11 protein-coding genes and 1 pseudogene are annotated in these 12,957 nt (G+C 63.9%); 6 read left to right on the top strand and 6 right to left on the bottom strand.

The window, feature by feature from the left end; translation table 11 throughout:
- From EOC06_RS13625 to EOC06_RS13615, 3 genes are all read left to right on the top strand, one after another.
- Positions 1–459 (top strand): ABC transporter permease subunit (locus tag EOC06_RS13625; protein ID WP_128307991.1); only part of this gene is annotated, 459 nt, incomplete at its 5' end.
- A complete protein-coding gene (thiQ, locus tag EOC06_RS13620) occupies positions 452–1,234 on the top strand; it encodes a thiamine ABC transporter ATP-binding protein (RefSeq protein WP_127267250.1) in 783 nt (260 codons plus the stop codon). The genes EOC06_RS13625 and thiQ, both read left to right, overlap by 8 nt.
- A gap of 257 nt (positions 1,235–1,491) precedes the next feature.
- Positions 1,492–2,961: a M48 family metalloprotease gene (locus EOC06_RS13615; protein ID WP_127267258.1), complete on the top strand. Its 1,470-nt coding sequence runs from the start codon at positions 1,492–1,494 to the stop codon at positions 2,959–2,961.
- A gap of 24 nt (positions 2,962–2,985) precedes the next feature.
- Here EOC06_RS13615 and EOC06_RS13610 read toward each other — a convergent pair whose 3' ends face one another.
- Positions 2,986–3,849 carry an RNA polymerase factor sigma-32 gene (locus tag EOC06_RS13610; protein ID WP_023814301.1) on the bottom strand — a complete coding sequence of 288 codons (864 nt, stop codon included), beginning with the start codon at positions 3,847–3,849 and terminating at the stop codon, positions 2,986–2,988.
- Between the two features lie 323 nt (positions 3,850–4,172).
- Here EOC06_RS13610 and EOC06_RS13605 point away from each other — a divergent pair, with 323 nt between their 5' ends.
- The 3 genes from EOC06_RS13605 (at position 4,173) to EOC06_RS13595 (ending at position 6,535) form a co-directional block, all read left to right on the top strand.
- Positions 4,173–4,946 carry an amino acid ABC transporter substrate-binding protein gene (locus tag EOC06_RS13605; RefSeq protein WP_127267251.1) on the top strand — a complete coding sequence of 258 codons (774 nt, stop codon included), beginning with the start codon at positions 4,173–4,175 and terminating at the stop codon, positions 4,944–4,946.
- Between the two features lie 138 nt (positions 4,947–5,084).
- Positions 5,085–5,765, top strand: coding sequence for an amino acid ABC transporter permease (locus EOC06_RS13600; RefSeq protein WP_127267252.1), 681 nt, complete (start codon positions 5,085–5,087; stop codon positions 5,763–5,765).
- Positions 5,762–6,535, top strand: coding sequence for an amino acid ABC transporter ATP-binding protein (locus EOC06_RS13595; protein ID WP_127327641.1), 774 nt, complete (start codon positions 5,762–5,764; stop codon positions 6,533–6,535). Before EOC06_RS13600 ends, EOC06_RS13595 begins: the two co-directional genes overlap by 4 nt.
- Positions 6,536–6,609: 74 nt before the next feature.
- Here the strand turns inward: EOC06_RS13595 and EOC06_RS13590 are convergent, their stop codons facing one another.
- The 5 genes and pseudogenes from EOC06_RS13590 to EOC06_RS42480 all read right to left on the bottom strand — a co-directional run.
- A complete protein-coding gene (locus tag EOC06_RS13590; RefSeq protein WP_013529179.1) occupies positions 6,610–7,191 on the bottom strand; it encodes a CarD family transcriptional regulator in 582 nt (193 codons plus the stop codon).
- A gap of 367 nt (positions 7,192–7,558) precedes the next feature.
- Complete coding sequence (gene fdxA / locus EOC06_RS13585) at positions 7,559–7,897, bottom strand: ferredoxin FdxA (RefSeq protein ID WP_013529180.1); 339 nt, start codon at positions 7,895–7,897, stop codon at positions 7,559–7,561.
- Between the two features lie 234 nt (positions 7,898–8,131).
- On the bottom strand, positions 8,132–8,518 hold the full coding sequence (locus tag EOC06_RS13580; RefSeq protein ID WP_023814308.1) for an RNA-binding S4 domain-containing protein: 387 nt from the start codon (positions 8,516–8,518) through the stop codon (positions 8,132–8,134).
- A 16-nt stretch (positions 8,519–8,534) separates the two neighbouring features.
- The gene (locus EOC06_RS13575) at positions 8,535–11,951 is read right to left on the bottom strand and encodes a helicase-related protein (RefSeq protein WP_128307990.1); all 3,417 of its coding nucleotides are present in this window, start codon (positions 11,949–11,951) and stop codon (positions 8,535–8,537) included.
- Positions 11,952–12,651: 700 nt separating this feature from the next.
- Positions 12,652–12,957, bottom strand: a pseudogene (locus tag EOC06_RS42480) (TetR/AcrR family transcriptional regulator); the annotation flags it as partial.

Raw genomic sequence — 12,957 nt, 5'->3', positions numbered from 1 at the left:
GTCGTCGGCGCCGGCTGGTTCCTGTTGCTGCGCCATGCCGGCGATGTCTTTGCCATCGCCCCGGTCATGGTCGTCACCGTCAACGCGGTGATGGCGATGCCATTCGCCCTGCGCGCCGTGCGTCCCGCCTATGATGCGGCGAGCGAGCGTCACGAACGGCTCTGCGCACAGCTCGGCATTGCGGGCTGGAACCGGCTGATGCTGGTCGACTGGCCGTCGCTGCGGCGCCCGCTCGCCACGGCCTTCGCTTTCGCCATGGCGCTGTCGCTGGGCGATCTCGGTGTCATTGCCCTGTTCGGCAGTGATTCCGTGCAGACATTGCCCTACCTTCTTCTGGCACGGATGGGCAGCTACCGCACCGAGGATGCCGCCGGCCTGGCACTGCTGCTCGGCCTCGTCTGTCTCGCGTTGATCGTGGCGGCGCACTGGCTGGGAAGGGAGAAGGTCCGCGATGCGTGAGAGGGCGGCCAGCAGGCTCGAGAAGGGCGCGCCGGTGCGGCTGGACAAGGTGTCGTTCAGTTATGGTGAGGTGCCACTTGTCTTCGACGTCGAGTTCGCCACGGCGAAGATCACCGCCATCATGGGTCCGAGCGGTTCGGGCAAGTCGACGCTGCTCAATCTGGTCGCCGGCTTCGAGACCCCACAGTCGGGCCGCGTGCTGATCGGCGGGGCCGATGTCAGCGCCGAGCCGGCCTCGGCGCGGCCGGTGTCGATGGTGTTCCAGGAGAACAATCTCTTCGCGCATCTTTCCGTCGAGCAGAATGTCGGGCTCGGCCGCTCGCCCTCCCTGGGGCTGACCGAGGCGGACCGCGCCGCGGTCGCCGAGGCGCTTGCGCGCACCGGTCTCGCGGGCAAGGAGAAACGCCTGCCGCGCGAGCTCTCTGGGGGCGAACGCCAGCGCGTCGCACTCGCCCGCGTGCTGGTGCGAGACCGACCGGTGTTGCTGCTCGACGAGCCCTTCGCTTCGCTCGGACCCGCTTTGCGCGACGAGATGCTGAATCTGGTTGCTGCCGTTCATGCCGAACGCGCCATGACGGTGCTATTTGTCACCCACCAGCCCGAGGATGCACGCCGCATCGGCGAGCACATGGTGTTTGTCGACAATGGGTTGGTGGCCGCAACCGGCAAGGCTGATGATTTCTTTACCGGGGCTGGTCCGGAGGCGTTCCGGCGCTATATCGGCGCGGGTGCTGGATATTCCACATCACGCGATGTTGCCCGGAAGCGGACATAATTTACGGTCAAACCGGCTCCAGGCGATGTGGCGTTTGCTTGCCATGACCGGGGGAGTGTGGCTAGGTCGCCCTACCGGTCCGGCACAGGCCGTGATTTGCCTGCAGTATCCGCCGCCCGCCCTAAGGGACGGGCAACGGATGCTGCAGCAGTTTTAGATAGCGCATGACACGTTCCGAAGATCGCCCCCGATTTTCGTGGTCATGCGCCGGGACCCGAAAGGAAGCCGTTCTGGCGATCGGCGCTAACACATTGGGAATGAAACCGCTGGCGCGTTTTCTCGCGCTGGCCGGTTTTGCCGTGGCGTTGGCAAGCTGCCAGATGTTCACGCCGCCGGAAGTTCAGGAATCCGGCTTCCAGCCTTCCGACAAGCCGATCACAGTGGACAATGTCGGCGCCAACAACAAGCTCGCCGAATTGGCCAAGGCGCAGCACCCGCGCATCCTGGCGACTTACGGCGGTGAATATTCCGACCCCAAGCTCGAGCGAATGGTCGCCAAGGTGGTCGGTAGTTTGACGGTGGTGTCCGCCAACCCGACACAGACCTATCGCATCACCATTCTAAATTCGCCCAACGTCAACGCATTCGCGCTGCCGGGCGGTTATCTCTACATCACCCGCGGCCTCCTGGCGCTGGCCAATGATTCGGCCGAGCTTGCCGCTGTAATCGCGCATGAGATGGGCCACGTCACCGCCAATCACGGCCTGCAGCGCCAACAGCTCGAGGCAGAGGAAGGCCTGGCGACCAAGGTGGTTTCCGATGTGCTCGGCGACAGCCCGACCGCCAAGGCGGCGTTGATCCGCGGCAAGCTGAGGCTGGCGCAATTTTCGCGCAACCAGGAGCTGGAAGCCGACGCCATCGGCATCAAGTCGATCGGCGAGGCCGGCTACGATCCTTTCGCCGCAGGCCGCTTCCTTCAATCGATGTCGGCCTATACCGATTTCCGCTCGATCAGCGGCGCCACCGACGCCAGCCTGGACTTCCTGGCCACGCACCCCAACACGCCGCAGCGCATCGATCTGGCGCAGCGCCATGCCCGCCAGTTCGGCGCGCCGGGCGTCGGCACGCGCGACCGCGATTCCTTCCTCGCCGGCATAGACGGCCTGCTGTATGGCGACACGCCCGAGGAAGGCTATGTGCGCGGCGAAACCTTCCTGCACCCGGGCCTTGGCGTGTCGTTCACGGTGCCGGACGGCTTCATCATCGACAATTCGGCGGCAGCGGTGACGGCCACCGGCCCCGGCGACATAGCGATCCGTTTCGATGGCGTTTCCATCGACAAGAACCGGGCGCTGACGGACTATATCCGCAGCGGCTGGGTGGCTGGTCTCGTCGACAGCAGCGTCAAGCAGGAAACCATCAACGGCAATGAGGCGGCGACCGCGCATGCCGGCGCCGAAGGCTGGCAATTCGACATAGCGGTGATCCGCGCTGGCGGCCAAGTCTACCGGCTGCTGACCGCGGCCCCTTCCGCCAGCACGTCTCTGGACACGATCGCCCGTTCGGTAAGCGGCTCGTTCCGGATACTGAGTGCTGCCGAAAAGGCGGCGCTGAAGCCGCTGCACATCCGCGTCGTCACCGTCCAGCCTGGGCAGACGATGGGTTCACTTTCGGCGCAGATGGTCGGCGTCGACCGCAAGCTCGACCTGTTCCGCGTCCTCAACGCGCTGTCGCCCGGTGCCGCCGTTTCGGCCGGCGACAAGGTCAAGATCGTCACCGACAAGTAGGCGCCGCTGGACGCCTGCCGCCGTTCAGGCGGCAGTCGCCATGAACTCCGGATTCTGCTTCACCAATGCGACCTTGAGCTTTTCCATGGCGCGGGCCTCGATCTGGCGGACGCGTTCCTTGGAGATGCCGAGGGTTTCGCCGAGCGCTTCGAGTGTCGCGCCCTCGTCGTTCAGCCGCCGTTCCTCGATGATCCTAAGCTCCCGTGCGTTGAGCGCGCGAAGCGCCTCCCTCAGCCAGAGCGAGCGGCGCGCGACATCGATCTTGTCGCCGACGATCTCGTCGGGCAGCGGATCGTCCGAAATCAGGAAATCCATGCGCTCGGTCGAACCCGCATCGTCGGCAATAGGCATGTTGAGCGAGGAGTCGGGCGCCGAGAGCCGCGAATCCATCATCGCCACATCGGCTTCGGAGACGCCAAGCGCCTCCGACACTTCGCGATAGAGCGTGGCGTTGGAGAGCGGCTCCGTGCCATTCGCCAACCGCGCGCGCAGGCGTCGCAGGTTGAAGAACAGCGCCTTCTGGGCCGAGCTGGTGCCGCCACGCACGATAGACCAGTTGCGCAGGATATAGTCCTGCATCGAGGCGCGGATCCACCATGTCGCATAGGTCGAGAACCGCACCTCGCGCTCCGGCTCGAAGCGGGCGGCGGCCTCGAGCAATCCGACATGACCCTCCTGGACCAGATCGCCGAGCGGCAGGCCGTAATGGCGGAACTTGGAGGCCATGGAAATGACCAGCCGCATATGGGCGACGGTGATTGAGTGCAGCGCGTTCTGGTCGTTGTCCTCTTTCCAGAGCAATGCAAGCCGATGCTCTTCGTCACGCTCGAGGTAGGGAGCCTTCATTGCCGCGCGGACCATGATCCGTCCTGCCGTGTCTTCCATCATGAGGCGCTCCCTGGGTGGTGCGAATGACTTTGCAAAGTTGGCTGCCGCCCGGGTTGAAATGCCGGCGTCGTGCCCTAGAACAGCCAGAACTGCCATGCGCGGGAAAGGTTCCGCGACCGCAGCGGCGCGATTGTGTTGCCTGAAGGATTCTCAGGAGGTCCGAGATGGCTGCGATCACGAGTGAAAAAGCGCCGTTTAGAGAATATGGTTTCATAAACCCGCCGTTTTTGAAATCCTGTTCCTTATTTTTTCGGCATGCATCTGTCAGTTTCCAGCGCTCACAAATATGCCGGCCAGCCGGCCAAGGACGGGATCACAGAAAAATGAAATGGCTCAAGTCGCTCATTATCGCCGGAACGCTGCAGGCCCTGGCTGTCGCTTCAGGTCATGCCGGCCCCAATCTCGACCAGATCAAGCACGCCGGTGTCATCAAGATCGGCACGGAAGGCACCTATGCGCCGTTCACCTACCATGACACGTCCGGTGCACTGGTCGGCTTCGACGTCGAAATTGCCAAGGCGATTGCCGAGAAGCTTGGTGTCCAGGCCGAGTTCCTCGAAGGCAAGTGGGATGGACTGATCGCCGGCCTCGACGCCAATCGCTACGACGCCGTCATCAATCAGGTGGGCATCACCGATGCCCGCAAAGCCAAGTACGACTTCTCCGATCCCTACATCGCCTCCAAGGCGGTGCTGATCGTGCGCGGCGACAACACCGACATCAAGAGCTTCGCCGATCTCAAGGGCAAGAAGTCGGCGCAGTCGTTGACCTCGAATTTCGGCAAGCTGGCCGAAACGAACGGCGCCGAGCTGGTCGGCACCGATGGCTTCGACCAGTCGATCCAGCTGCTCCTGACCGGCCGCGCCGACGCCACGATCAATGACAGCCTGTCGTTCCTCGACTTCAAGAAGCACAAGCCCGACGCCAATGTGAAGATTGCCGCGCAAGAGGAAAACGCCGACTACTCCGGCGTCATCGTGCGCAAGGGCGATCCGGAGCTGGTCGCCGCGATCAACAAGGCGCTGGCCGACATCAAGGCCGACGGCACCTATAAGAAGATCGCCGACACCTATTTCGGCCAGGATGTTTCGAAGTAATCTACGAGGCGAGCCGCTCCGCGGCCATGAGACACATAGAGCGGCGAGCCGGCTTTGACGGCCCGCCGCTTTTGTCGTGATATGGCAGACGCATTCTCGCCTTGACCAAGCTGCTTCGACCAATCTGGAGGGTCATACGTGCCGCACTGGCTGCAACTGATGCTGGAGTCGCTGCCTTCGCTGCTGTGGGCGGCGCTGATCTTCACCGTGCCGCTGACGCTGTTGTCCTTCGCCTTGGGGCTGGCCGTTGGGTTGGGTGCGGCACTTGCCCGGCTGTTCGGCCCCAAGCCGCTGGTCGCGCTTGTGCGCTTCTATGTCTGGATCTTCCGGGGTACGCCACTTTTGGTGCAGCTGTTCCTCATCTTCTACGGCCTGCCGTCGGTCGGCATCCTGCTCGACGCCTTCACGGCAGCGTTGATCGGATTCACGCTCAACATCGGCGCCTACACGTCGGAAATCATCCGCGCGGCAATAGGCTCGGTGCCGAAAGGCCAGTGGGAAGCCGCCTATTCGATCGGCATGACCTGGGGCCAGGCGATGCGGCGCACCATTCTGCCGCAAGCCGGCCGGGTCGCGGTGCCGCCGCTCTCCAACACCTTCATCTCGCTGGTCAAGGACACGTCGCTGGCCGCCGCCATCACCGTGCCGGAGATGTTCCAGGCGGCGCAGCGCATCGTCGCCACCACCTATGAGCCGCTGATCCTCTATGTCGAGGCGGCGATCCTCTATCTGGCGCTGAGTTCGGTGCTGTCGGCCTTGCAGACGCGGCTGGAGACCCGGCTCAACCGCTATGGCGGCTTCCTGGAGGCGCGCTCATGATCGGCCTCAGCAACATCGAAAAGCGCTTCGGCGACAATCTCGTGTTGAAGGGCGTGACGGTCACCATTGCCGAAGGCAGCGTCACGGCGCTGGTCGGTCCGTCGGGCGGGGGAAAGAGCACCCTGCTGCGCTGTATTAACCTCCTGGAGATCCCGACCTCGGGCACGGTGCGCATTGGCGACGAGACGCTCGAATTCCACCCCGGCGGCAGGGTTCCGGCCAGGGATATCCAGCGCCTGCGGCTGCAGACCGGCATGGTGTTCCAGAACTTCCAGCTGTTTCCGCATCGCACTGCGATCGAGAATGTCATGGAAGGCCTGGTGACGGTGCTGAAGTGGCCGTCTGACAGGGCACGCGAGCGGGCACTGGCTCTGCTGGAGAAGGTCGGGATGGTGCACAAGGCCGACGCTTGGCCAGCGACGCTGTCGGGCGGCCAGCAGCAGCGCGTGGCGATCGCCCGCGCTTTGGCGCCGTCGCCGAAAGTGCTGCTCTGCGACGAGCCGACCTCGGCGCTCGACCCCGAACTGGCGCAAGAGGTGGTCGAGGTGCTTGGCAAGCTCGCCAGCGAAGGCACGACCATGGTGATGGCAACGCATGATCTGCGCCTCGCCTCCAAGATCGCCCAGGAAGTGGTGTTCCTCGATGCCGGCGTCGTCGTCGAGAAGGGGCCGGCCGCGGTGCTGTTCAACAATCCGCAGCAGCAACGGACGAAGCGGTTCATTGCAACGCTGAAGCAGGAGGCTGAGAAGGAAGGCGGCGGCGAGGTGTAACTGCCGTCACGTCCTAGAAAGCGAAAAAACCCGGCGCGAGGCCGGGTTTTTCATGAATTCAAAGGCGAAAAAGATCAGGCAGCTTCTTCCTGCTCGGCCTCTTCATTGTCGGCCTTCGCGCCACGCTTCGGGCCCTTGTTGAGGTTGACCTCGATCAAGCGCACGGCTTCGGTTTCCGACATGCGGTTGACGGCCGCGATCTCGCGGGCCATGCGGTCGAGCGCCGCCTCATAGAGCTGGCGCTCGGAATAGGACTGCTCCGGCTGGTTGTCGGCGCGGTAGAGGTCGCGCACGACTTCCGAGATCGAGATCAGGTCGCCCGAATTGATCTTCGCATCATATTCCTGGGCGCGGCGCGACCACATGGTGCGCTTGACGCGGGCGCGGCCCTGCACGACCTTCAGCGCGCGCTCGACATAATCCTCCTCCGACAGCTTGCGCATGCCGATGGAGGTCGCCTTGGCGACCGGCACCTTCAGGCGCATCTTGTCCTTCGAAAAGTCGATGACGAACAGTTCCAGCTTGTGTCCAGCAACTTCCTGCTCGTCGATCGAGACGATCTGGCCGACGCCGTGCGCCGGGTAGACGATGTACTCGCCGGTCTTGAAACCGTGACGCGCAGCGGTGGACTTCTTCTGCGGGGTGATCGTTGCCATTACGCCCTGAACTCCTTGTTGTGGCACCGGCGTCCTGCCGGTCCGAACTCGCGCGATCGGGGAAGCCGATCGTTAGCCGCACAACAGATGAACCCATCGGAAAAGCCGGACCGGCAAACCGCAACATCGCGACCGCCTGGCCCAGATCGCTCTGGTCCGAATGGGATTTTCACCTTTCAGTGATTTGGGGCGTCTGCGCCATAAATCGACGTTGTGTCACCGGCATGTTTCGCTGATGTAACACAAAAAGTCGGAAGAATCAAGGTTTTGCTGCATACGCGAAGGCCACAGGTCAGCGCCGGCTGTCAAGCCGGTTAATGTGACGTGCCTCTTACCCAGCGTAATACCGGCTTTTGCGGCCGTGTTGTCAATCGCCTTCGCCGGGCTCGGCCGAGAAGTATTTCTCAAACTTGCCGGCCTCGCCGTCGAAGGATTTGGCGTCTGCCGGCGGTTCCTTCTTGGCGGTGATGTTGGGCCATTTCTCGGCGTATTCGGTGTTGACCTGCAGCCATTTGTCGAGGCCGGGTTCGGTGTCCGGCTTGATTGCGTCGGCCGGGCATTCCGGCTCGCAAACGCCGCAGTCGATGCACTCGTCGGGGTGGATGACGAGCATGTTCTCGCCTTCGTAGAAACAGTCGACCGGACAGACTTCGATGCAGTCCATGTATTTGCATTTGATGCAATTGTCGGTCACGACATAGGTCATCGGTCGGCTCCGGGACGTCCCATTTTGTTGGGCTTTTTCCGTCAGGTAACGCCTTTGTCGACCGCTTGCAAGGGTAGCCATTGCGGACGGTGCCGGTGTTTCCGGAATGGAATTCCAGACTGCAGGCCCGGCGGAAGTCAGTCATGTCCCGCAGAGCGTCTGTTTGCCGGGCTCAGTTCTCGCCTCAGGCGTGCCGTTGTCCCAGAACCACTGCGTGTTTTTGGACGCCAGGCATCAATCTTCGCCGAGCAATCGGTCGGTCTGGCGACGTTCCTTCTTGGTCGGGCGGCCGCTGCCGGCCTCGCGCAGCCCCGGAATTGCATCGGGAGGGGCTTCGCCCTTCGGTGCGGGCGGTGGCGACATATCCTCGTAGAGCGTCCGGGCCTCCTCGGCCGGGCCGCGCCGTGCACCGGCACCAAGCACCTTCCAGATGAAGATGCGGCGTTCGAGCGTGATGGTCAGGACGTCGCCTGGCTTGACTTGGTCGGAGGCCTGCGCTGCTTTGTCGCGATTGATGCGGACGCGGCCGGCGACGACCAACTTCGCCGCCAGCGAGCGCGATTTCACGGCGCGGGAGAAGAACAGCCATTTGTCGATGCGCTGGCGGCCTTCGGCAACCATCGAAGCGAGCCGGGTTCTACTTCTTCAGCTGGTCGCGGAGAGCGGCGAGCTTGGCGAAGGGCGAATCCGGATCGAAACGCACCGGACGCTCCTCGCGCGGCTTCGGCTGGAAGGCCGGCTTGCCGCCTTGCGGGCCACCTTTGCCATCCGGCCTGCCACCCTTCCAGTCGGGACGGCCTTCGCGGCGGTCGGGACGTTCGCCCTGCGGCCTGCCATCATGTCGCTGTTCGCCTTCGGCCTGCGGCTTGGGCTTGAATTTCGAGCGGTCGAAGCGCGGCTTGCCGGCTCCATCGCGCCGTCCTTCATGGGTCGGGCGTTCTCCGGGTGCAGCAGCGGCCGGTGCGCCGGCGGCATCCGCAGGCGCATCGCTTCGGCCGCGCGCTTGTCCGTTGCGCGGGCGATTGTTCCTGCGGTTGTCATCGCGGTTGCGCGGGCGCTGTTCGAAGCGGCCCTGACGCCACAACAGGATGGGTTTTGGTGCTTCGGCTTCCGGCGCGGGTTCGCCGACAGTCACCGCCACAGGTTCGTCCGGCGCGGCGTCCGTTGCGGGCGCGGCATTTGCCGCCAGGTCGGCCGTTGCGGCTTCTTCTGCCGCTGCGGCTTCAGTCTCGGCAGCTTCAGCCTCTGCCTGCGGTTCAGCCGGCGCCGGTTCAGCAGCAGCCTCGGCAACAGGCGCTTCGTCTTGCACGGTTTCGACCGGAGCGTCCGCCTGTTCTTCCACGGCAGGCGCAGCAGGTTCCGCCGCGGCGTCGGAGGTGATTTCGGCGGGAATTTCGACCGTGGTTTCCGAAACGGCCACTGCGTCCGATGCCGGCTCCGACCCTTCGACGGCTGCCTCTGCTGCGGCATCCGTTGCCGCGGCTTCCGCCGCTTTGGCCTGCTCGGCTCGTGCAGCTTCTTCCGTCGCCAGTTTCGCCACCGCCGCTTCGCGGGCGGCGTTGTCCTGCGCTTCGAGCCGCGCCTTGACCTCGACGGCCGGCTTAGGCTCGGCACGGTAGCCGAGGCCCTTGAGAATTTCTTCCATGTCGTCGGCGGTGGCGCCGAGGATCGACATCATCGGCGGCGTCACCATGAAGGACTGGCCGTCATAGGCGCCGTCCGGGCGCTGGCCGAGGCCGGGCTTCCAGTTGGTCGCCGGACGGATCAGATCCGCCAGCCGTTCCAGTATGTCGATGCGCACGGCGCGACGGCCGAGATTGCGGTAGCCGGCAAGCTTATAGAACGTCTTGTCGAAAGCAGGGTCGATCACCACCGAGGTGCGACCCGAGGCGAGCGCATGGACCACGTCGCCAAAACCCGGCTTGTCCTTGCCGTCGTTCTTCAGCGCCCACAGCAGCGTCACCAGTCCGGCAGGCGCCGGCTTGATCAGCGCCGGTACGAAGACATGGTAGGCGCCGAAGCGCACGCCAAGCCGGCGAAGGGCGGCGCGGCCTTCCTGGTCGAGCGACTTCATCTCCTCGGCGATGTCGCGGCGGTTGATGAGGCCGAAATTCTCGACCAGCTGGAAGGCGATGCCGCGGCCGATGCCGGAAATCTGGTCGGCGTTTTTCAAGTCGACCAGCGGCTTCAGCAGCGACTCGATCTGGAAATTGACGAAACGCTCGGCACGCGCGGCAACCTTGTCGCGCGCCGGGCCGGTCAGTTGTTCGTCGGCCAGCAGCACCAGCCGCGGCTTCAGCGCGTCTTCGCCTGATACAAGCGTGCCGATCGGCGCGCCGATCCAGCGCAGCGTGCCGTCCGAGCCGAGCGCGATGTCGCCATTGGCCGAGGCGCCGAAGCGTTCGGCGCGCGATTCGAACTCGGCGGCCAGCGCCTTCTGGGCAGCGGTGCGCACCGCCTTGGCGTCTTCGCCGCCGGCGGTCTGGTCGGCGGTGAAGCGGAACCCTTGCAACTCGCCGACATGGTGGCCTTCGACAAGGACGGTTCCGGTAGGGCTAATTTCGGCTTCAGGCATGGTATTTTCTCTAAGGCGCCGCATGAGGACGGAAGTCCTGCGGTCTACGAAGCGTTTCGTCAACCGCTCATGCAGCGCATCCGACAATCTGTCTTCGATTTCGCGCGTCTTTTCCTGCCAGTGTGCCTGATCGGCCAGCCAGCCGGGCCGGTTCGACACGAATGTCCAGGTGCGGATCTGGGCTATGCGATGCGACAGCGTGTCAATGTCGCCCTCGGTGGTGTCGGCGCGGCGCACCTGCTCGGCCATGTAATTCTCGTTGACATGGCCGTGGCGTGCGAGGTCCGTGTAGATCGAGGCAATGAGGTCGGCATGCTGCGCCGGCGCGATCCTGCGGTAGTCGGGCAGCGCGCAGGCTTCCCACAGCAGCGCCACGCGCTTGGCATTGGTGGTGAGCGCGCGAATGTCCTCGTCGCGCGACAGATGCTCGAGCGCCTGCGCGTCGACGGCAGGCAATGCCCGCGTCAGTCCCTCGACCGGAGCGTTGGTCTCGATCGAGCGCTTCAGCGCGTCGAGGCTGGCAAAGTCGAAATGCGCGGTGCGCCACTGCAGCACCTTCACCGGATCGAAATCGTGGCCTTCGATCTTCTTGATCAGCTCTTCGTCGAGCGGGTCGACCTGGCCGGTGACACCGAACGTGCCGTCGCGCAGATGCCGGCCGGCGCGGCCGGCGATCTGGCCGAGCTCGGCCGCGGTCAGGTTGCGGTACTGGAAGCCATCGAACTTGCGGTTCTGGGCGAAGGCGACGTGGTCGAGATCGAGATTGAGACCCATGCCGATGGCGTCGGTGGCGATGAGGTAGTCGACATCGCCGGACTGGAACAGCGCCACCTGGGCGTTGCGGGTGCGCGGCGAGAGCGCGCCGAGCACGACGGCGGCACCGCCTTGCTGGCGGCGGATCAACTCGGCGATGGCGTAGACCTCGTCGGCGGAGAAGGCGACGATTGCCGTGCGCCGCGGCAGGCGGGTCAGCTTCTTGGAGCCGGCATAGGCAAGATGCGACAGCCTCGGCCGCGTCACCACCGAGACACCCCTCAGCAGGCGCTGCAGGATACCGTGCATGGTGGCGGCACCCAGCAGCAGCGTCTCCTGGCGGCCGCGCAGGTGCAGGATGCGATCGGTGAAGATGTGGCCGCGCTCGAGGTCACCGGCGAGCTGCACCTCGTCGATGGCGACAAAGGCGGCGTCGGTCTCGCGCGGCATGGCCTCGACGGTGCAGACCGAATATCTGGCGCCCGGCGGCTGGATCTTTTCCTCGCCGGTGATCAGCGCAACCTTGTGGGCGCCGACCTTTTCGCAGACGCGGGCGTAGACCTCGCGCGCCAGAAGTCTGAGCGGCAGGCCGATGATCCCACTCTCATGCGCCACCATGCGCTCGATGGCGAGATGGGTCTTGCCGGTGTTGGTCGGCCCGAGCACGGCGGTCACGTCGCGGCCCGACAGGATCAGCGGCTCTGTGTGTTTGGGCTGGATGTTCATCAACCTAGAATAAGGCTTCTGGGACCTGGAAATAAGGCTTCTGGCCTCTGGTTGTCGGGAGCGTGCCTCAAATGGCGCGTATGACAGGCGACACATAGGGATTTCGGGCGCGAAGCGAAAGCGGAATGTTCCGCCGGCGGCCAGAAGGTGGTTTTGTCAAGCTTCCAATCGGCTGCGGATTAACGGATAGAACGAGTCTGGAACGAATCGGCGACGAATCAGTGACTCCTGCAGATTCAGCTTTTGTTCACGGCTACATGTGGATTTCGCGGCCGCGAGTCGCACCACATGCTGAATCGCTGAACTGGCCCGTTTCATGCTAAGAGGGTGTTGCCGTTAACCTTTGTCTGGTAACAATCACGGTGGCTAGGCGCGCCTCGACCAACATGATGAAATTGTTGATCTTTCTTAACCTGCGTTAAGCAGTTGGGCAGGCGATTCCGGCTGTCGTCGTTAACGTTCGGCTCATAGCCGGAGCGAATCGGCGACGAATCAGCGATGGCGTGATTTTCCCGATTTGTTCACCCCAATATCTTGTGTTGTGAACAGCTTATCCACGAAAATCCACAGGTTACGAAGCAGCTTTCGCACAGGGCGGCGGGTGGCTGTTAACCTCCGCGTGCTGCTTCGGCACAGATTGGTTGCATGCTTTGGCTAGGTGCAGCCGCCGCATGTTGACCGGTCCGGCCGGACCGCTGGTTCAGGCCGTGTCCTCTCCAGTGGCATAGCGTTGCAGCGCAGGGCCGACGTTCCGGATGATCTCGTCGTGTGACAGAGCGACGACGGGCGGTAGCCGCAGCACATATCGGCACATCGCCAAACCCAGCAACTGGCTCGAAATGAGCCCGGCCCTTCGACCGGCGTCGGCGAGATCGCCGACCGCCGCAACCACCGGCCTCACCTGGTTGGCGAATATCTCGCGCATTTTTTCAGCGGCGAATTCGTTCGACGCCGCGGAACGCAGCAGAATTGCCATGCCGGGTCCGCTGGCCGGGCCTTCCCAGAC

It is taken from the genome of Mesorhizobium sp. M7A.F.Ca.MR.362.00.0.0, assembly GCF_004023175.1.
In the GTDB taxonomy this organism is placed as follows: Bacteria; Pseudomonadota; Alphaproteobacteria; order Rhizobiales; family Rhizobiaceae; genus Mesorhizobium.
Note: the sequence above shows the minus strand (reverse complement) of the source record. Positions and strands in the feature narration are given on the sequence as shown.